Source organism: Pseudomonas sp. LjRoot71 (genome assembly GCF_964253255.1).
GTDB lineage: Bacteria > Pseudomonadota > Gammaproteobacteria > Pseudomonadales > Pseudomonadaceae > Aquipseudomonas.
Genome location: NZ_CAXURA020000001.1, coordinates 1,855,114 through 1,875,384, shown reverse-complemented (window position 1 = coordinate 1,875,384; position 20,271 = coordinate 1,855,114). Strand labels below are relative to the sequence as shown.

The 20,271-nt window shown below is 63.2% G+C and carries 16 protein-coding genes; 14 read left to right on the top strand and 2 right to left on the bottom strand.

Going from position 1 to position 20,271, the window contains the following annotated elements; translation table 11 throughout:
• The first annotated feature begins 97 nt into the window (after positions 1 to 97).
• The 7 genes from ACSQ17_RS08855 (at position 98) to ACSQ17_RS08825 (ending at position 8,743) form a co-directional block, all read left to right on the top strand.
• On the top strand, positions 98 to 1,075 hold the full coding sequence (locus ACSQ17_RS08855) for a dipeptidase (RefSeq protein ID WP_436068295.1): 978 nt from the start codon (positions 98 to 100) through the stop codon (positions 1,073 to 1,075).
• 131 nt (positions 1,076 to 1,206) lie between these two features.
• On the top strand, positions 1,207 to 1,737 hold the full coding sequence (locus ACSQ17_RS08850; RefSeq protein WP_233685365.1) for a DUF5943 domain-containing protein: 531 nt from the start codon (positions 1,207 to 1,209) through the stop codon (positions 1,735 to 1,737).
• Between the two features lie 88 nt (positions 1,738 to 1,825).
• Positions 1,826 to 3,886: a dimethylglycine demethylation protein DgcA gene (dgcA, locus tag ACSQ17_RS08845; RefSeq protein ID WP_436068294.1), complete on the top strand. Its 2,061-nt coding sequence runs from the start codon at positions 1,826 to 1,828 to the stop codon at positions 3,884 to 3,886.
• Positions 3,887 to 3,994: 108 nt separating this feature from the next.
• Positions 3,995 to 5,947: a dimethylglycine demethylation protein DgcB gene (dgcB, locus tag ACSQ17_RS08840; protein WP_436068293.1), complete on the top strand. Its 1,953-nt coding sequence runs from the start codon at positions 3,995 to 3,997 to the stop codon at positions 5,945 to 5,947.
• 154 nt (positions 5,948 to 6,101) lie between these two features.
• Positions 6,102 to 7,325: an electron transfer flavoprotein subunit alpha gene (etfA, locus tag ACSQ17_RS08835; protein ID WP_436068292.1), complete on the top strand. Its 1,224-nt coding sequence runs from the start codon at positions 6,102 to 6,104 to the stop codon at positions 7,323 to 7,325.
• Positions 7,326 to 7,483: 158 nt separating this feature from the next.
• On the top strand, positions 7,484 to 8,257 hold the full coding sequence (gene etfB, locus ACSQ17_RS08830; RefSeq protein WP_436068291.1) for an electron transfer flavoprotein subunit beta: 774 nt from the start codon (positions 7,484 to 7,486) through the stop codon (positions 8,255 to 8,257).
• Positions 8,258 to 8,491: 234 nt separating this feature from the next.
• Positions 8,492 to 8,743 carry a hypothetical protein gene (locus ACSQ17_RS08825; protein WP_090254976.1) on the top strand — a complete coding sequence of 84 codons (252 nt, stop codon included), beginning with the start codon at positions 8,492 to 8,494 and terminating at the stop codon, positions 8,741 to 8,743.
• An 87-nt stretch (positions 8,744 to 8,830) separates the two neighbouring features.
• Here the strand turns inward: ACSQ17_RS08825 and ACSQ17_RS08820 are convergent, their stop codons facing one another.
• Positions 8,831 to 9,874, bottom strand: a complete 1,044-nt coding sequence (locus tag ACSQ17_RS08820) for a low specificity L-threonine aldolase (protein ID WP_436068290.1) — start codon at positions 9,872 to 9,874, stop codon at positions 8,831 to 8,833.
• A gap of 291 nt (positions 9,875 to 10,165) precedes the next feature.
• On the opposite strand from ACSQ17_RS08820, the gene glyA reads away from it, so the two are divergent.
• From glyA to fdhA, 7 genes are all read left to right on the top strand, one after another.
• Positions 10,166 to 11,419 (top strand): serine hydroxymethyltransferase, encoded by a 1,254-nt coding sequence (gene glyA, locus ACSQ17_RS08815; RefSeq protein ID WP_436068289.1) that lies wholly within the window; start codon positions 10,166 to 10,168, stop codon positions 11,417 to 11,419.
• A 103-nt stretch (positions 11,420 to 11,522) separates the two neighbouring features.
• Positions 11,523 to 12,773, top strand: coding sequence for a sarcosine oxidase subunit beta (locus tag ACSQ17_RS08810; protein WP_436068288.1), 1,251 nt, complete (start codon positions 11,523 to 11,525; stop codon positions 12,771 to 12,773).
• A gap of 12 nt (positions 12,774 to 12,785) precedes the next feature.
• Entirely contained in the window at positions 12,786 to 13,112 is a 327-nt protein-coding gene (locus tag ACSQ17_RS08805; RefSeq protein WP_090379269.1) for a sarcosine oxidase subunit delta, read from the top strand.
• Positions 13,109 to 16,129, top strand: a complete 3,021-nt coding sequence (locus tag ACSQ17_RS08800; protein ID WP_436068287.1) for a sarcosine oxidase subunit alpha — start codon at positions 13,109 to 13,111, stop codon at positions 16,127 to 16,129. The genes ACSQ17_RS08805 and ACSQ17_RS08800 overlap by 4 nt, the downstream gene beginning before the upstream one ends.
• Positions 16,122 to 16,754 (top strand): sarcosine oxidase subunit gamma, encoded by a 633-nt coding sequence (locus ACSQ17_RS08795; protein ID WP_436068286.1) that lies wholly within the window; start codon positions 16,122 to 16,124, stop codon positions 16,752 to 16,754. The genes ACSQ17_RS08800 and ACSQ17_RS08795 overlap by 8 nt, the downstream gene beginning before the upstream one ends.
• Positions 16,755 to 16,905: 151 nt before the next feature.
• Entirely contained in the window at positions 16,906 to 17,769 is an 864-nt protein-coding gene (purU, locus tag ACSQ17_RS08790; RefSeq protein ID WP_436068285.1) for a formyltetrahydrofolate deformylase, read from the top strand.
• A 226-nt stretch (positions 17,770 to 17,995) separates the two neighbouring features.
• On the top strand, positions 17,996 to 19,195 hold the full coding sequence (fdhA, locus tag ACSQ17_RS08785) for a formaldehyde dehydrogenase, glutathione-independent (RefSeq protein WP_436068284.1): 1,200 nt from the start codon (positions 17,996 to 17,998) through the stop codon (positions 19,193 to 19,195).
• Between the two features lie 62 nt (positions 19,196 to 19,257).
• Here the strand turns inward: fdhA and ACSQ17_RS08780 are convergent, their stop codons facing one another.
• A complete protein-coding gene (locus tag ACSQ17_RS08780; protein ID WP_436068283.1) occupies positions 19,258 to 20,151 on the bottom strand; it encodes an acyltransferase in 894 nt (297 codons plus the stop codon).
• Between the last annotated feature and the right edge of the window lie 120 nt (positions 20,152 to 20,271).

Below are 20,271 nucleotides of genomic sequence, written 5' to 3'. Positions count from 1 at the left end.
GGTCGTTTTTGCACCGGGTCGCTCGGCCCCCCAGGGATATGCTCAGTCCAAAGCGCCAACAACGGGTTTGGCGACACAGCTAAAAAGGGGACGCCTGATGAGCCCAGCCGAATTGCACGCCGACAGCATCGTTATTGACGGGCTGATCATCGCCAAGTGGAACCGTGAACTGTTCGAAGACATGCGCAAGGGCGGCCTGACGGCGGCCAACTGCACCGTGTCGGTGTGGGAAGGCTTTCAGGCCACGGTGAACAATATCGCCGCCAGCCAGAAGCTGATCCGCGACAACAGCGACCTGGTAATGCCGGTGCGAACCACCGCCGATATCCGTAAGGCCAAGGAGCAGGGCAAGACCGGCATCCTCTTCGGCTTCCAGAACGCTCATGCCTTCGAGGACCAGCTTGGCTATGTCGAGGTGTTCAAGCAGCTCGGCGTGGGCATCGTGCAGATGTGCTACAACACCCAGAACCTGGTCGGCACCGGCTGCTACGAGCGCGACGGCGGGCTGTCCGGCTTCGGTCGTGAGATAGTTGCCGAGATGAACCGCGTCGGCATCATGTGCGACCTCTCCCATGTGGGCTCGAAGACCTCGGAAGAGGTCATCCTCGAATCGAAAAAACCGGTCACCTATTCCCATTGCCTGCCGTCGGGGCTGAAAGAGCACCCGCGCAATAAGTCCGATGCCGAGCTGAAATTTATCGCCGATCACGGCGGCTTTGTCGGCGTGACCATGTTCGCGCCGTTCCTGGCCAAGGGCATCGACTCGACCATCGACGACTACGCCGAAGCCATCGAGTACGTGATGAATATCGTTGGCGAAGACGCCATCGGCATCGGTACCGACTTCACCCAGGGCCATGGCCAGGACTTCTTCGAATACCTGACCCACGACAAGGGCTACGCCCGCCGCCTGACCAGCTTCGGCAAGATCATCAACCCGCTGGGCATCCGCACCGTCGGCGAATTCCCCAACCTCACCGAGACCCTGCTCAAACGCGGCCATTCCGAACGCGTGGTGCGCAAGATCATGGGCGAGAACTGGGTACGGGTTCTGAAAGACGTCTGGGGCGAATAACGCTTTACGCCCACACGATCCTCTGTGGGAGGGGCTTTAGCCGCGACGCCCTTAATGATGCTGCCCCTGCGGGGCAGGTCGCGGCTAAAGCCCCTCCCACCAATCAAACAAGATTCTGGAGCACTGAACACATGGCCACCCACGCACCCGAAATGCCTATCCAGGTCGACGACGAAACCGGCGTCTGGACCACCGACGCGCTGCCGATGCTCTATGTGCCGCGGCATTTCTTCGTCAACAACCATATCGGTATCGAAGAGGTACTGGGCGCTGAAGCCTATGCCGAGATTCTCTACAAGGCCGGCTACAAGTCCGCCTGGCACTGGTGCGAGAAAGAGGCCGAATGCCACGGTCTGTCGGGCGTGGCGGTGTTCGAGCACTACATGAAGCGCCTGTCGCAACGCGGCTGGGGGCTGTTCGAGATCGACGCCATCGACCTGGCCGCCGGCACCGCCTCGGTGAAGCTCAAACACTCGGCCTTTGTCTACGTCTACGGCAAGTGCGGGCGCAAGGTCGACTACATGTTCACCGGCTGGTTTGCCGGCGCCATGGATCAGATTCTCCAGGCCCAGGGCAGCCCATTGCGCACCGTGGCCGAGCAGGTCTATGGCGGCTCCGAAGAGGGCCACGACGATGGCCTGTTTGTGGTGAAGCCACGCTAGAAAAATACCGTGCGTGGGAGGCGCTTCAGCGGCGAGGCTGTCGCGGCTAAAGCCCCTCCCACAGTGAAACGCCAGTGAGGGTGCCGTAATGGCTTTTGAAGCAATGTTCCAGCCGATCCAGATCGGCAAGCTGACCATCCGCAACCGCATCGTGTCCACCGCGCACGCCGAGGTCATGGCCACCGACGGCGGCATGACCACGGAGCGTTACGTCAAGTACTACGAAGAGAAGGCCAAGGGCGGCGTCGGTCTGGCCATCTGCGGCGGCTCGTCGGTGGTCTCCATCGACAGCCCGCACAGCTGGTGGAGCTCGGTGAACCTGTCCACCGACCGCATCATCCCGCACTTTCAGAACTTGGCCGACGCCATGCACAAGCATGGCGCCAAGATCATGATCCAGATTACCCACATGGGCCGCCGCTCACGCTGGGATGGCTTCGACTGGCCGACCCTGATGTCGCCGTCCGGTATCCGCGAACCGGTACACCGTGCTACCTGCAAGACCATCGAGCCGGAGGAAATGTGGCGCGTCATCGGAGACTTCGCCAAGGCAGCGGCTCGGGCCAAAGCCGGCGGCCTGGACGGCGTAGAGCTGTCGGCCGTGCACCAGCACATGATCGACCAGTTCTGGTCGCCTCGGGTGAACAAGCGCACTGACGAATGGGGCGGCACCTTTGAAGGTCGGATGAAGTTCGGCCTGGAAGTGATCAAGGCGGTGCGCGTCGAGGTGGGGCCCGATTTCTGCGTGGGCCTGCGTATCTCCGGTGATGAGTTCCACCCGGACGGCCTCTCTCACGAGGACATGAAGCAGATCGCCGCGTATTACGATGCCACCGGCCTGATCGACTTTATCGGCGTGGTCGGTTCTGGTGCCGACACCCACAACACCCTGGCCAACGTCATTCCGAACATGAGCTACCCGCCGGAGCCGTTCCTGCACCTGGCAGCCGGGATCAAGGAAGTGGTCAAGGTGCCGGTGTTGCACGCGCAGAACATCAAGGACCCGAACCAGGCCACGCGCATTCTCGAAGGCGGCTATGTCGATATGGTCGGCATGACCCGCGCGCATATCGCCGACCCGCATCTGATCGCCAAGATCAAGATGGGCCAGGTCGACCAGATCAAACAGTGCGTCGGTGCCAACTACTGCATCGACCGCCAGTACCAGGGCCTGGATGTGCTGTGCATCCAGAACGCTGCGACCAGCCGCGAATATATGGGCCTGCCGCATATCATCGAAAAAACCAGCGGGCCGAAGCGCAAGGTGGTGATTGTTGGCGGTGGCCCGGCGGGGATGGAAGCGGCGCGTGTGGCTGCCGAGCGCGGCCACGATGTGACCCTGTTCGAGAAGAAAGACAGCCTCGGCGGGCAAATCACCTTGGCCGCCAAGGCACCGCAGCGCGACCAGATGGCCGGCATCACCCGCTGGTTCCAGCTGGAACTGGCACGCCTGAACATCGACCTGCGCCTGGGCACCGGTGCGGACGAGGCCAGCATCATGGACCTGCGCCCGGATATCGTGGTGCTGGCCAACGGCGGCCATCCGTTTATTGAGCAGAACGAGCACTGGGGCGCGGCCGAAGGCCTGGTGGTCAGCAGTTGGGACATCCTCGACGGCAAAGTGGCGCCGGGCAATAACGTGCTGGTGTACGACACCATTTGCGAATTCAGCGGTATGTCGGTGGCCGACTTTATCGCCGAGAAGGGCGCCAAGGTGGAGATCGTCACCGACGACATCAAGCCGGGTGTGGCCATGGGCGGCACCACGTTCCCGACGTACTACCGCAGCCTGTACCCGAAAGAAGTGATCATGACCGGCGACATGATGCTGGAGAAGGTCTACCGCGAAGGCGACAAGCTGGTGGCGGTGCTGGAGAACGAATACACCGGCGCGAAAGAAGAGCGCGTGGTCGATCAGGTGGTGGTGGAAAACGGCGTGCGCCCTGACGAGCGCCTGTACTACGCCCTCAAGGAAGGCTCGCGCAACAAGGGCCAGATCGACGTGGAGGCGCTGTTTGCGATCAAGCCGCAGCCGTGTTTATCCGAGACGGGCGACGGTTATCTGCTGTTCCGCATCGGCGACTGCGTGGCTCAGCGCAACACCCACGCGGCGATCTACGACGCGCTGCGGCTGTGCAAGGACTTCTGATCTAAACGCTGAACCGGTGTGGGAGGGGCTTTAGCCGCGACAAGGCTAAAAGCATCGCGGCTAAAGCCCCTCCCACCAGCCCCACCTTTGGGATTGAGGATGTCCTCGATGTTAAACACCCTACTCCCCATCCTGCTCTTCGCTGCCCTGGCCCTTGCGGTTATCGGCGCGGTGAAGCGCTTTCTGATGTGGCGCCGTGGCCGTCCGGCTCAGGTCGACTGGCTGGGCGGACTGCTGGCCATGCCACGCCGTTATATGGTCGATCTGCACCATGTGGTGGCGCGCGATAAATACATCGCCAACACCCACGTCGCTACTGCGGGCGGCTTTGTTCTGGCGGCCGTGCTGGCAATTCTGGTACACGGCTTTGGCCTGCAGAGTCGTATCCTCGGCTTCGCCTTGCTGGCGGCGACCGCGCTGATGTTTGTCGGCGCGCTGTTTGTTGCCAAGCGCCGCCTTGATCCACCGTCACGGCTATCGAAAGGTCCGTGGATGCGTTTGCCGAAGAGCCTGCTGATGTTTGCCAGCAGCTTCTTTATCGCCACTTTGCCGGTGGCCGGCATCCTGCCGGAAGGCTTTGGTGGCTGGGTGCTGGCGCTGCTGCTGACTGTCGGTGTGGCGTGGGGTGTGTCCGAGTTGTTCTTCGGCATGACCTGGGGCGGGCCGATGAAGCACGCCTTTGCCGGTGCTCTGCACCTGGCCTGGCATCGCCGCAGTGAGCGCTTCGGTGGCGGTCGCTCGACCGGCCTCAAAGCGCTGAATCTGGATGATCCGAAAGCCCCGCTGGGCGTGGAAAAACCCACGGATTTCACCTGGAACCAATTGCTCGGTTTCGACGCCTGCGTGCAGTGCGGCAAGTGCGAGGCAGCCTGCCCGTCCTTCGCCGCGGGCCAGCCACTGAACCCGAAAAAACTGATTCAGGATATGGTGGTTGGCCTGGCCGGTGGCAGCGATGCCAAGTTCGCTGGTAGTCCGTATCCGGGTAAACCGGTGGGCGAACACAGCGGCGGCCCGCACCTGCCGATCGTCAACCTGAACGGCAAGGCGCTGGTTGATGCCGAGACCCTATGGTCGTGTACCACCTGCCGCGCCTGCGTCGAGGAGTGCCCGATGATGATCGAGCACGTCGACGCCATCGTCGATATGCGCCGCCATCTGACCCTGGAAAAAGGCGCGACGCCGAACAAGGGTGCCGAGGTGCTGGACAACCTGATCGCCACCGATAACCCCGGCGGTTTCAACCCTGGTGGCCGGTTGAACTGGGCAGCCGATTTGAACCTGTCGCTGATGAGCGACAAGCAAAATGTGGATGTGCTGTTCTGGGTCGGTGACGGCGCTTTTGATATGCGCAACCAGCGCACCCTGCGTGCCTTTGTCAAAGTGCTCAAGGCCGCCAACGTCGACTTCGCCGTGCTCGGTCTGGAAGAGCGCGACAGCGGCGACGTGGCGCGGCGTCTGGGTGATGAAGCAACCTTCCAGCTGCTGGCCAAACGCAATATCGCGACCCTGGCCAAGTATCAGTTCAAACGCATCGTCACCTGCGACCCGCACAGCTTCCATGTGCTGAAAAACGAATACGGCGAGTTGGGCGGCCGCTACCAGGTGCTGCACCACAGCACCTATATGGATGAGCTGATCAGTGGGAAAAAACTCAACCTGGGCCAACACAAAGGTGGCTCGGTCACCTATCACGACCCGTGCTACCTGGGCCGCTACAACGGTGAATATGAGGCCCCACGCGCTGTGCTGAACGCCATCGGCATTGAAGTGAAAGAGATGCAGCGCTCCGGCTTCCGCTCCCGTTGCTGCGGCGGTGGCGGCGGTGCGCCGATCACCGATATCCCCGGCAAGCAGCGCATCCCCGATATGCGCATGGTTGATATCAAGGAAACCGCCGCCGAGCTGGTCGCCGTGGGTTGCCCGCAGTGCACCGCGATGCTCGAAGGCGTGGTCGGCCCGCGCCCGGAGGTCAAGGATATTGCCGAGCTGGTGGCCGATGTATTGATCGAGCAATCCGCCCCGGTAACGGCAGCGCCTAAAACAGTCGTGGAGGTCGCGTAATGTATGGCATCAGTGCTTGCCTCCCCTCTCCCGCGTGCGGGAGAGGGGCAGGGGGAGAGGGTTGCACTCACCACGCCGGTGTCGCCTGCTTCCCCCTAGCCCTCTCCCCCGAAGGGGCGAGGGGACTGATTGTGTCAGCTCAGGAGTTGCGTCTATGAGCGACCTGATCCGCCGTGACCCACGGGCTGAGTGGATCGCCCGCAATCGCCTGCACCCCTTGCATGCTGCATTGCAGACGGCTGTGGCCAGTTGGCTCAGCCCTGCCGGTGTGCTGCGCAAGAACCCGCATGCGGTGGGCTTTATCGGCCCTAATGGCCTTAAACGCATCGACCGCTCCGGCGCACAGCAAGGCGGCGCGGCCAAGCGCTCGACGGCCAGTGCCGTGGTGCAATTGCCGCTGCATGTAATCGAGCAACCGGCGTTCTATATCGCCGTGGTGCCGGATATGCTCGGCGGCCGTCTGAGCGCGCATGACAAGGATCTGCTCGGCCTGGCGCACAAGCTCGCCGGCAGCGACGGCGCGGTGGTGGCGGTGATCTTTGGCGAGCACAAGGAAAGCGCTTTCGACCGCAACGGCGTGGACCGCCTGCTGCAGTTCGCCAGTGACGATTTCGACGGCTACGCCCCGGAAGCGCGGGTGTTGGCTCTCGGTGCGCTGGAACGGCAACTGTCGCCGCGCCACTGGTTGCTGCCGGATAGCCGCAGCGGTGGCGGTGAATTGGGCCGCCGCCTGGCCGCCAAACTCGGCGAGCGCCCGGCCACGCGGGTCTGGCAGGTGGCCGATGGCTTGGCCAGCGGGCGTGCCGGTGCTGGACGAGAAGACCTGGTGCAAGCCGCGCCACGCCTGATTCTGGCAGCGGTGGAGTGCGCCGAACCGGTCAGCGAAACCCGTCATGAAGTACGGCCGCTGGCGCTCAGTGAGGCGCTGGTCAGCCACTTGCCACGGATTCAGGATTTGGGCGCGGTAGCGGTTGATCCGGCGCAGATCCCCATGGCCGAGGCCGAATTTATTCTCTCCGGCGGCAACGGCGTGAAGGATTGGGCGCTGTTCCATCAGGCCGCTGCGGCGCTGGGCGCGACCGAAGGTGCGTCGCGGGTGGCAGTGGACGATGGCTTTATGGGCCGCGAGCGCCAGGTCGGCGCATCGGGCATCTGGGTCACGGCGCGGGTGTATGTGGCCGTGGGGATTTCCGGGGCGATCCAGCACCTGCAAGGCATCGGTGCCTGTGACAAGGTGGTGGCGATCAACCTCGACCCGACCTGCGACATGATCAAACGCGCTGACCTCTCGGTGATCGGCGAATCCGCCGCGATTTTGCAGGCGTTGATCGAGCGCGTTGCTGCCCACCGCCAGGGAGGCGCCCGCGATGCTGCCTAAAACGGGGTTCGCAAAATCCTGTGGGAGGGGCTTTAGCCGCGAACGGCTTTCGCGGCTAAAGTCCCTCCCACGGGTATATCCAGTCCAGCGGCGTAGCCCGGATGAAATCCGGGGTCACCACCATCTTTCCCGGATTGCATCCGGGCTACGGGGGATGCATGACTGAGTTGAATATCGTCGCGCTGGTTTCAGTCGGGGCGCATCCTACGTCTGGCCGCCCACGCCGCGCCGAGCAGGATGCCCGCGCCGTCGAGCTGGGCCTGCGCCTGGCTGGTGAGCGGTTGCAGGTGTTGCATGCCGGCGATCCGCAGCAGGAGGCGCTGCGCGCTTACCTGGGTATGGGCCTTAATCAGGTCAAAGTTCTCGAACAACCGGTGCACAGCGATGCGCTGCCGGTGCTGGCCGGCTACCTGAGCGATTCCAGCGCGCAGCTGGTGTTGACCGGCAGTCAGGCGGAAACCGGCGAAGGCTCCGGCATGTTGCCTTACCTGCTGGCGGAGCAACTCGGCTGGCCGCTGGTGGTCGGGCTGGCGGCGGTGGAGCAGGTCAGCAATGGTGTGGCCCAGGTGCTGCAAGCCTTGCCGCGCGGCCAGCGCCGGCGCTTGCAGGTGCGACTGCCGTTTGTTGCCAGCGTGGATAACGCTGCGCCCGTCGCCCGCCAAAGCGCCTTCGGCCCGGCTCGCCGTGGCCTGCTGACGGCTGAAGAGGTGGAACTGGTCGCCGACCCGCTGTTTGCCAGCGCCCAGCTGCAACCGGCCAAGCCCCGGCCCAAACGCCTCAAGGTGATCAAAGCCAAGACCGGCGCGGAACGGATGAAGGCGGCTACGGCCAAGGCATCCGGCGGCGGTGGGCAGGTGCTCAAGGATGTATCGCCACAGGCCGGTGCCGAGGCTATCTTCAAGTTGCTGTTGGAAGAAGGCGTGCTGCGCTAAGAGCCTGTTCACGATCTGCTGCGTTAAAAACAGGCTCGGCAAGCCGCTGGCGGCTAACGCGCTTTAGCGCGGCCCGCAGGGCAGGCGAAGCGAGTAATGCTCATGTACAAAAGTACATTCCGCTTCCTCGCCGCTTTGACCAGCCGAAGGCTGTTACTAACGTAGCGCCTTGCATGACTCTAGCTCGCGAAATCGTGAGCAGGCTCTAACGTTCTACCATTGGAGGAATTGACCATGATGCACGCCGATCTGATCGATCAGGAGGATCTACGCGAACGCCTGGTGGCGCTGGGGCTGTCGATTCCACCCGGCGTTACCGCCGAGCAGGCCTGCGAGCATGCCGTCAGCGGCCTGAGTCCGGAGCGCGCGCTGGCCCTGCGGCGACTGGTGGAGGAATTATTGGGTGGCAGCGCGACGCTGCTGCCGAATGTGCGCGAGGCCATCTCGCGCACCTTGCTGCCGGCGTTGGTGCCCCGTCCTTCGTGAGTCTCTCGGTCACGTAGGAGCCAGCTTGCTGGCGATGCTTTCGGCAGGCTCCTACATGGGAAACGGTTTACCTGCTCCGGTATTGCTTTAGCCCGCCGCCATTGCCGCACGAATATCCCCTGCCAGCTGGCGCACCCGCGCTTCGTCGGTGTCCCAGGAGCACATAAAGCGTGCGCCGCCGGCTCCGATAAAGGTGTAGAAGCGCCAGCCCTGGCCGCGCAGGATTTCCAGCGCCGGTTCCGACATCTGCAAGAACACGCCGTTGGCCTGCACCGGGAACATCAGGCTGACCCCCGGAATATCACTGACCAACTCGGCGAGCAGCTGTGCGCAGCGGTTGGCGTGACGGGCGTATTTCAGCCAGGCATCGTTCTGCAGGATGCCGACCCAGGGCGCGGACAGGTAGCGCATCTTCGAGGCCAGTTGGCCGGCCTGCTTGCAGCGGTAGTCGAAATCTTCGGCCAGGTCCTTGTTGAAAAACAGGATCGCCTCACCCACCGCCATGCCGTTTTTGGTGCCACCAAAACACAGCACGTCCACACCGGCTTTCCAGGTCAGGTCGGCCGGGCTGCAGCCGAGAGAAGCGCAGGCGTTGGAGAAGCGCGCGCCGTCCATGTGCAGGTGCAGGCCCAGTTCGCCGCACACCGCGCTGATCGCCCGCACTTCATCGGGACTGTAAACGGTGCCGACTTCCGTGGCCTGGGTCAGGGTGACCACGCGCGGCTTGGGGTAGTGGATGTCCTGGCGCTTGAGGGCGATGTCGCGGATCGCTTCGGGCGTCAGCTTGCCGTTCTCGGTCTTGGCCAGCAGCAGCTTGGAGCCGTTGGAGAAGAACTCCGGCGCGCCGCACTCGTCGGTTTCGACGTGGGCGGTCTCCGAGCAGATCACGCTGTGGTAGCTCTGGCACAGCGACGCCAGGGCCAGGGAGTTGGCCGCCGTGCCGTTGAAGGCGAAAAACACTTCGCAGTCGGTTTCAAACAGGCGGCGGAAATGGTCGGCGGCGCGCGCGGTCCATTCGTCATCGCCATAGGCGCGCTGGTGGCCCTGATTGGCTTCGGCCATGGCTGCCCAGGCTTCCGGGCAGATACCGGAGTAGTTGTCGCTGGCGAATTGTTGCGAGAGATCAGGCATGGGAGCTTCCTTGTGGGCGCTAACGCTAAGCCGTTTGGGATGCTTCTACTGTATCCGCGGTCACGCCTGCGTGCAGATACGGGGGCGACATCCTCTGCCATACAGGCGAAGCCGCAGCGCGCTGTCGCCTATAAGGCCTGCGCAATTGCGACGCGTGCATGTCGCAAACGCAATCCCCCGTGGCGTGCATAGGCATCTGACCGATCAGGGCCAGTCATACCATCGGCTTACAAGGGCTCAGCCCGCTTCCGACACAGATGCGTCACACCCCGGTGCCGCAGGAGATCAGTGATGTTCAGCAAGAACGACCAGATTCAAGGCTACGACGACGAATTGCTCAGCGCCATCAACGCCGAGGAGCGCCGTCAGGAGCACCATATCGAGCTGATCGCCTCGGAAAACTACACCAGCCAGCGGGTTATGGAAGCGCAGGGCAGCGGCCTGACCAACAAGTACGCCGAAGGCTATCCGGGCAAGCGTTACTACGGCGGTTGCGAGCATGTAGACGTGGTCGAGCAGCTGGCCATCGACCGTGCCAAGAAACTGTTCGGCGCCGATTACGCCAACGTGCAGCCGCATTCCGGTTCGTCCGCCAACAGCGCGGTGTACCTGGCGCTGATCAATGCCGGCGACACCATCCTCGGCATGAGCCTGGCCCACGGCGGCCACCTGACCCACGGCGCCAAGGTGTCGTCTTCGGGCAAGCTGTACAACGCCGTGCAGTACGGCATCGACACTGCCACCGGGCTGATCGATTACGACGAAGTCGAGCGCCTGGCCGTCGAGCACAAGCCGAAGATGATCGTCGCCGGTTTTTCCGCCTACTCGAAGACGCTGGATTTTCCGCGTTTCCGCGCCATCGCCGACAAGGTCGGGGCGCTGCTGTTTGTCGACATGGCCCACGTCGCCGGCCTGGTCGCCGCAGGTCTGTACCCCAACCCGATTCCCTTTGCCGATGTGGTTACCACCACCACCCACAAGACCCTGCGCGGCCCGCGTGGTGGCTTGATCCTGGCCAAGGCCAATCCTGATATCGAGAAGAAGCTCAACGCGGCAGTCTTCCCTGGTGCCCAGGGCGGCCCGTTGATGCATGTGGTTGCGGCCAAGGCGGTGTGCTTCAAGGAAGCCATGGAGCCGGGCTTCAAGGACTACCAAGCGCAGGTGATCAAGAACGCCCAGGCCATGGCCAAGGTGTTTATCGAGCGCGGCTACGACGTGGTCTCCGGCGGTACCGACAACCACCTGTTCCTGGTCAGCCTGATCCGTCAGGGCCTGACCGGTAAAGACGCCGATGCCGCCCTGGGCCGTGCCGGCATCACGGTGAACAAGAACGCCGTGCCGAATGACCCGCAGTCGCCGTTTGTCACCTCGGGCCTGCGTATCGGCACCCCGGCGATCACCACGCGCGGTTTCAAGGAAGCGCAGAGCATCGAGCTGGCCGGTTGGATCTGCAACATCCTCGACCACCTCGGCGATGCCGATGTGGAAGCGCAGGTGGCGACCTTGGCGGCAGGGCTATGCGCCGATTACCCCGTATATCGCTGAACGCAATGACCCTGTAGGAGCGGGCCATGCCCGCGATTCCACGGGGTTCGCGGGCATGGCCCGCTCCTACGGTTAGGCTTTTTCGTATCAGGAGTACCCACTGATGCAACGTTATTCCGGCTTCGGCCTGTTCAAGCACGCGTTCAGCCACCACGAAAACTGGCAGCGTATGTGGCGCAACCCGACACCCAAGCCGGTGTACGACGTGATCATCGTCGGCGGTGGCGGTCACGGTCTGGCCACGGCCTATTACCTGGCCAAAGAGTTCGGCGTGAAGAACGTCGCGGTGATCGAGAAGGGCTGGCTGGGCGGCGGCAACACCGCGCGCAACACCACCATCGTGCGCTCCAACTACCTGTGGGATGAGTCGGCGCACCTCTACGAGCATGCGATGAAGCTGTGGGAAGGCCTGTCCCAGGACCTCAACTACAACGTCATGTTCAGCCAGCGCGGCGTCTACAACCTGTGCCACACCCTGCAGGACATGCGCGACTCCGAGCGCCGCGTCAGCGCCAACCGTCTCAATGGGGTGGACGGCGAACTGCTGGATGCCAAGCAGGTGGCCGAAGAGATTCCCTATCTGGATTGCAGCAAGAACACCCGTTACCCGGTGATGGGCTCTACCGTGCAGCGTCGCGGTGGCGTGGCCCGTCACGATGCCGTGGCCTGGGGCTATGCCCGCGCCGCCGACGCCCTGGGCGTGGACCTGATTCAGCAGACCGAAGTCACCGGCTTTCGCAAGGAAAACGGCGTGTGCATCGGCGTGGAAACCAACAAGGGCTTTATCGGCGGCAAGCGCGTGGGCGTGGTCACCGCCGGTAACTCCGGGCATATGGCGGGCCTGGCCGGCTTCCGTCTGCCGCTGGAGTCCCATCCACTGCAGGCGCTGGTGTCCGAGCCGATCAAGCCGATCATCGACAGCGTGATCATGTCCAACGCCGTGCATGGCTATATCAGCCAGTCGGACAAAGGCGACCTGGTCATCGGTGCCGGCATCGACGGCTACAACGGCTACGGCCAGCGCGGCTCCTACGGCACTATCGAACACACCCTGCAAGCCATCGTCGAGATGTTCCCGGTGCTCTCGCGGGTACGCATGAACCGTCAGTGGGGCGGCATTGTCGACACCTCGCCGGACGCCTGCCCGATCATTTCCAAGACCCCGGTGCCGAACCTGTTCTTCAACTGCGGCTGGGGCACCGGCGGCTTCAAGGCCACGCCGGGTTCGGGCCACGTATTCGCGGCGAGCCTGGCCAAAGGCGAAATGCATCCGCTGGCCAAACCGTTTGCGATGGACCGTTTCCATACCGGCGCATTGATCGACGAGCACGGCGCTGCTGCCGTGGCTCACTAAGAGGGCTTTCCCATGTTGCATATCTTCTGCCCTCACTGCGGCGAACTGCGCTCCGAAGAGGAATTCCACGCCAAGGGCCAGGCGCATATTCCGCGCCCGCTGGACCCGGCTGCCTGCACCGATGCCGAGTGGGGCGAGTACCTGTTCTTCCGCGATAACCCGCGCGGCATCCACCATGAGTTGTGGGTGCATTCGGCCGGTTGCCGCAAGTACTTCAACGCCACCCGTCACACGGTGACTTACGAAATTCTCGAAACCTACAAGATCGGCGAGAAGCCCAGCGTCACCGCTGCCGGCACTGCCGAGAAAAAGGCCATCGACCAAGGAGTAACGGCATGAGCCAGGTCAATCGTCTTGCTACAGGCGGCCGCGTTGATCGCAGCCAGCCGCTGACATTCAGCTTCAACGGGCAGAGCTACCAGGGCTTTGCCGGCGACACCCTGGCGGCCGCCTTGCTGGCCAATGGCGTGGATATTGTCGGCCGCAGCTTCAAGTATTCGCGGCCGCGCGGCATCGTTGCGGCGGGTGCCGAAGAGCCGAACGCCGTGCTGCAAATCGGCAGCACCGAAGCGGCACAGATCCCCAACGTGCGCGCCACCCAGCAGGCGCTATATGCCGGCCTGGTGGCCAGCAGCACCAACGGCTGGCCGAGCGTAAACACCGACCTGATGGGCATTCTCGGCAAGGTTGGCGGCAAGATGATGCCACCGGGGTTCTACTACAAAACCTTTATGTACCCGCAGAACCTCTGGCTGACCTACGAGAAATACATCCGCAAGGCCGCAGGTCTTGGCCGCGCGCCGACCGCCGTGGACCCGGACAGCTACGACTACATGAACCAGCACTGCGACGTGCTGGTAGTCGGTGCCGGCCCGGCTGGCCTGGCGGCTGCCCTGGCCGCTGCACGCAGCGGTGCCCGGGTGATTCTCGCCGATGAGCAGGAAGAGTTTGGCGGCAGCCTGCTCAGCACCCGCGAAACCCTCGACGGCAAACCGGCCGCCGACTGGGCCGCGCAGGTGATTGCCGAATTGTCCGGCATGCCTGAAGTCACCCTGTTGCCGCGTTCCACGGTCAACGGCTACCACGACCACAACTTCCTCACCATTCACCAGCGCCTGACCGATCACCTCGGTGAAGTCGCACCACTCGGTATGGTGCGCCAGCGCATGCACCGCGTGCGGGCCACGCGTGTGGTGCTGGCCACGGGTGCTCACGAGCGGCCGCTGGTGTACGCCAACAACGACGTGCCGGGCAATATGCTCGCCGATGCGGTGTCCACCTATGTGCGCCGTTATGGCGTGGCACCGGGCAAAAAACTGGTGCTGTCGACCAACAACGACTACGCCTACCGCGTGGTACTCGACTGGCTGGATGCCGGCCTGCAAGTGGTGGCGGTGGCCGATGCCCGCAGCAACCCGCGCGGCAGCTGGGTGGAAGAAGCGCGCAAGCGTGGCGTGCGCATCCTCACCGGCAGCGCCGTGGTGGAAGCGGCTGGCAGCAAGCGCGTCACTGCGGCGCGTGTCTGTGCCATCGATGTACACAGCCACAAAGTCAACAGTCCCGGCGAGGTGCTGGATTGCGACCTGATCGTCAGCTCCGGCGGTTACAGCCCGGTGGTGCACCTGGCCTCGCACCTGGGCGGCAAGCCGACCTGGCGGGAAGATATTCTGGCCTTTGTGCCGGGTGAGGGCGGCTTCCAGAAGCGCCTGTGCGCGGGTGCGCTGAATGGCGTGTTCGGTTTGGGCGATGCCCTGGCCGATGGTTTCGAGGCCGGTGTGTCGGCCGCTGCCGAAGCCGGCTTCAAGGCGGTGTCCGCCAGCCTGCCGCAGGTCGCGCCACGACTGGAAGAAGCGGCTCTGGCGTTGTTCCAGGTGCCGCACGACAAACCGACGGCGCGTGCGCCCAAGCAGTTTGTTGACCTGCAGAACGACGTCACCGCCGCCGGTATCGAACTGGCCACCCGTGAAGGCTTCGAATCGGTCGAGCACGTCAAGCGCTACACCGCGCTGGGCTTTGGTACCGATCAGGGCAAGCTGGGCAATATCAACGGCCTGGCCATTGCTGCCCGTTCGCTGGGCATCAGCATCCCGCAGATGGGCACCACCATGTTCCGCCCGAACTACACGCCGGTGACCTTCGGCGCGGTGGCCGGCCGTCACTGTGGCGCACTGTTCGAGCCCAAACGTTACACCGCCATGCAAAGCTGGCACCTGCAGAACGGTGCCGAGTTCGAGGATGTGGGCCAGTGGAAACGCCCGTGGTACTTCCCCAAAGCCGGTGAAGACCTGCACGCCGCCGTGGCCCGCGAGTGCCTGGCCGTGCGCAATGCGGTGGGTATTCTGGATGCCTCGACCCTCGGCAAGATCGACATCCAAGGCCCGGATGCCCGCGAGTTTCTCAACCGCGTGTACAGCAACGCCTGGACCAAGCTGGATGTGGGCAAGGCGCGCTACGGCCTGATGTGCAAGGAAGACGGCATGGTCTTCGACGACGGCGTGACCGCCTGCCTGGCCGACAACCACTTCCTGATGACCACCACCACCGGCGGTGCCGCGCGGGTGATGGAATGGCTGGAGATTTACCACCAGACCGAGTGGCCGGAGCTGAAGGTGTACTTCACCTCGGTTACCGACCACTGGGCGACCATGACCCTGTCCGGCCCCAACAGCCGCAAGCTGCTGGCCGAGGTCACCGACATCGACCTGGACAAGGACGGCTTCCCCTTTATGACCTGGAAGGAAGGCCTGGTGGGCGGTGTGCCGGCGCGGGTGTTCCGCATCTCCTTCACCGGTGAGCTGAGCTACGAAGTCAACGTGCAGGCCGACTACGCCCTGGGTGTGTGGGAAAAAATCATCGCAGCCGGCAAGAAACATGGCCTGACGCCTTACGGCACCGAGACCATGCACGTGCTGCGCGCCGAGAAGGGTTTCATCATCGTCGGTCAGGACACCGACGGCTCGGTGACCCCGGACGACCTCAACATGGGCTGGTGTGTTGGCCGTACCAAACCCTTCTCGTGGATCGGCTGGCGCGGCATGAACCGCGAAGACAGCCTGCGCGAAGACCGCAAGCAGTTGGTCGGGCTGAAACCCGTCGACCCCAACAAAGTGCTGCCGGAAGGTGCGCAACTGGTGTTCGACCCGAAACAGACCATCCCGATGCAGATGGTCGGCCACGTCACCTCCAGCTACATGAGCGCGGCGTTGGGTTATTCCTTCGCCATGGGCGTGGTCAAGGGTGGCCTCAAGCGCCTCGGCGAGCGGGTGTTCGCACCGCTGGCCGATGGCAGCCTGATCGAAGCCGAAATCGTCAGTTCCGTGTTCTATGACCCGAAAGGGGATCGCCAGAATGTCTAATTCGATCAACGTTTATCAGCAACGCCCGGCTGCGGCCCATGCCGAGTCGCCCTTGTTTCACGCCGGCCTTGAACAGCTGGCGGGTAAAGGGGCGGGCAGCGCCGGCGTGACCATGCGCGAGAAGAAGCTGCTCGGCCACCTGACCCTGCGCGGCGACGCCAAGGATCCGGCGTTTGCCGGTGGTGTGCACAAGGCCCTGGGCCTGGAGCTGCCGGTGGCACTGACCCTGGTAGCGGCTGGCGACACCTCGCTGCAATGGCTGGCGCCGGATGAATGGCTGCTGATTGTGCCGGGCGGCAGCGAGTTCGCGGTCGAGCAGACGCTGCGTGAAGCGTTGGACGGCCAGCACATTTCGATCGTCAACGTCAGCGGCGGGCAAACCCTGCTGGAACTGAGCGGGCCGAAGGTGCGTGAAGTGCTGATGAAGTCCACCAGCTATGACGTGCACCCGAGCAACTTCCCGGTGGGCAAGGCGGTGGGCACCCACTTCGCCAAGTCGCAACTGGTGATCCGCCACACCGCCGAAGACACTTGGGAACTGCTGATCCGCCGCAGCTTCTCCGATTACTTTTGGCTGTGGCTGCAAGACGCCAGCGCCGAATACGGCCTGGCGATCAAGGCCTGAGGCTGACACGAACGGCTCCCTCTCCCCGCTGGGGAGAGGGTTGGGGAGAGGGGAAGGGCTGAACGCGTTGAACCGGCGGCCCTCTCCCCCGGCCCCTCTCCCATAAATGAGAGAGGGGTGCAAAGCAGCGGAGTTTGTTCTGGAGTTTGTTATGAGCCGCACCCCCGATACCTGGATTCTTACCGCCCACTGCCCGAGCGTGCTCGGCACGGTGGATGCGGTGACGCGCTTTCTGTTCGAGCAGCGCTGCTACGTCACCGAGCACCATTCCTTCGATGATCGTCTGTCGGCGCGGTTCTTTATCCGTGTGGAGTTCCGTCAGCCGGATGACTTCGACGAGCAGGCCTTTCGCGCCGGTCTGAACGATCGCCTGAGCGCCTTCGGCATGCAGGTCGAACTGACCCCGCCGGGCTACCGGGCCAAGGTGGTGCTGATGGTCAGCAAGGCCGACCACTGCCTGAATGACCTGCTCTATCGCCAGCGTATTGGCCATCTGGCCATGGATGTGGTGGCGGTGGTGTCCAACCACCCTGATCTGGAACCGCTGGCACGCTGGCACGACATCCCCTACTACCACTTCCCCCTCGATCCGAAAGACAAGCCGGCGCAGGAGCGCAAGGTGCTGCAGGTGATCGAGGACACGGGCGCTGAACTGGTGGTGCTTGCCCGTTATATGCAGGTGCTGTCGCCCGAGCTGTGCCGCCAGCTGGACGGCTGGGCGATCAATATCCACCACTCGCTGCTGCCCGGATTCAAGGGCGCCAAGCCCTATCACCAGGCCTACGAGAAGGGCGTCAAGCTGGTCGGCGCCACTGCCCACTACATCAACAACGACCTCGATGAAGGGCCGATCATTACCCAGGGCGTAGAGCCGGTAGACCACGCCCACTACCCCGAAGACCTGATCGCCAAGGGCCGCGATATCGAATGCCAGACCCTGGCCAAGGCCATCGGCTATCACCTGGAGCGTCGCGTCTTCCTCAATGACGGTCGCACCGTGGTGCTGCACGCCTGATAAGTGGCGTGCGAGCCACCTCGTAGGGTGCGCCGCGCGCACCCGCAATCCAGGTATCGGTGCGCACGGCGCACCCTACACGTAGCCCGGATGCAGTCCGGAATGCTTTTGGTTACCGCCCTGCCAGCGTTTATCGGCGGTACCCACAACAGACACAAGCTCCAGTACAAGGCCGCGCGACCGTTGGCTGCGCCTTTGTATTCACAACAAGAAAGGAGAAATACGTATGTCTGGTAATCGTGGCGTCGTCTATCTCGGCGCTGGCAAGGTCGAAGTGCAGAAAATCGACTATCCGAAAATGCAGGACCCGCGCGGTCGCAAGATCGAGCACGGGGTCATCCTGCGAGTGGTCTCCACCAATATCTGTGGCTCCGACCAGCATATGGTGCGCGGCCGCACGACAGCGCAAGTGGGCCTGGTGCTGGGGCACGAGATCACCGGTGAGGTGATCGAGAAGGGCAGTGACGTGGAACACCTGAAAATCGGTGATCTGGTTTCGGTGCCGTTCAACGTCGCCTGTGGCCGCTGCCGCAGCTGCAAAGAGCAACACACCGGCGTCTGCCTGACGGTCAACCCGGCGCGTGCCGGCGGTGCCTACGGCTATGTCGACATGGGCGACTGGACCGGCGGCCAGGCCGAGTACGTGCTGGTACCGTACGCCGACTTCAACCTGCTGAAACTGCCGGACCGCGACAAGGCCATGGAGAAGATCCGCGACCTGACCTGCCTGTCCGACATCCTGCCGACCGGCTATCACGGCGCGGTAACGGCCGGCGTCGGTCCCGGCAGCAGCGTGTATATCGCCGGGGCTGGCCCTGTAGGCCTGGCAGCTGCTGCGTCTGCGCGTTTGCTAGGCGCTGCGGTGGTGATCGTGGGTGACGTCAACCCGGTGCGTTTGGCGCATGCCAAAGCCCAGGGCTTCGAGATTGCCGACCTGTCCCAGGACACCCCACTGCACGAGCAGATCGCCGCGTTGCTGGGCGAGCCGGAAGTCGATTGTGCAGTCGATGCGGTGGGCTTCGAAGCCCGTGGTCATGGCCACTCCGGCGCGCAACATGAAGCACCGGCCACCGTGCTCAACTCGCTGATGGGTGTGGTGCGGGTGGCCGGCAAGATCGGTATTCCCGGCCTGTATGTCACCGAAGATCCGGGTGCGGTGGATGCGGCGGCGAAGATCGGCTCTCTGAGCATCCGCTTCGGCCTCGGCTGGGCCAAGTCGCACAGCTTCCACACTGGCCAGACCCCGGTGATGAAGTACAACCGGGCGCTGATGCAGGCGATCATGTGGGACCGCATCAATATCGCCGAAGTGGTTGGCGTGCAGGTGATCAGCCTGGACGACGCGCCGCGTGGTTACGGCGAGTTCGATGCCGGTGTACCGAAGAAATTCGTTATCGATCCGCACAAGCTGTTCAGCGCCGCGTAAGCCGGAGGCTAATCGCAACCTGGTAGGGCGGACATGGCGAAGGCTTGTCCGCGATGTCCGCCCTAGCCCTCAAGCTCGGTACGAATCTGCGCAATCCGTGCATCCTTGTCTTCCCAGAGTGTGGTCACCCAGTGCTGCACAAACTGGCGGAACACCGGGTCGTTCTCGTAATCACCCTGCCACAGTGCCGGGTCCAGCTCGCGGGTCTGGATATCGACGATCACCTTGTCCACCTGTCCGCTGATCAGTGCCCAGAAACCGGGAATGCGCGCGCCGGGGTACACCAGGGTCACGTCCAGCACTTTATCCAGCTGTTCACCCAGCGCCGCCAGCACAAAGGCCACGCCGCCGGCCTTGGGTTTGAGCAGGTACCGGAAGGGCGAGCCCTGTTGCGCCTGCTTGGCCGGGGTAAAGCGGGTGCCTTCGAGGTAGTTGACCACGGTCACCGGCAGGTCCTTGAACTTCTCGCAGGCCTGTTTGGTGATGGCCAGATCCTGGCCTTTGAGCTGCGGGTGCTTGGCCAGAAACGCCTTGGAGTAGCGCTTCATAAAGGGGTAATCCAGCGCCCAGAAGGCCAGGCCGAGGAAGGGCACCCAGATCAGTTCCTGTTTGAGGAAGAATTTGAAGTACGGTGTCTTGCGGTTGAAGGCCTGTACCAGCGCCGGAATGTCGACCCACGACTGGTGATTGCTGATCACCAGATAGGAGGTGCTCGGGTGCAGGTCGGCGTTGCCGCGAATGTCCCAGCGCACCGGCAGCAGGCTGGCGAAAATCAGCTTGTTGATCTCCGCCCAGCTTTCCGCCACCCACATCACTCCGCGCGAGCTGGCGGTTTTCAGGGCCTTGCCTGGCAGGACGAACTTGCCGAGGGCGATCAGCAGCAACGGGCCGATCAGAATCAGCGTGTTGAGCAACAGCAGAACGATGACGCTGAGACCGGTTAAAAGACGGCGCATGGCAGCTCCTTGTGGTGCGCGAATGCGGCAATGATAAGCAGTCGTGACAAGGCTTCCAAGCCGTTTGGCCGGCTGCGATGTCCTATTGCCATTAGCTTGGCGGCAGGCAGACAATACAAG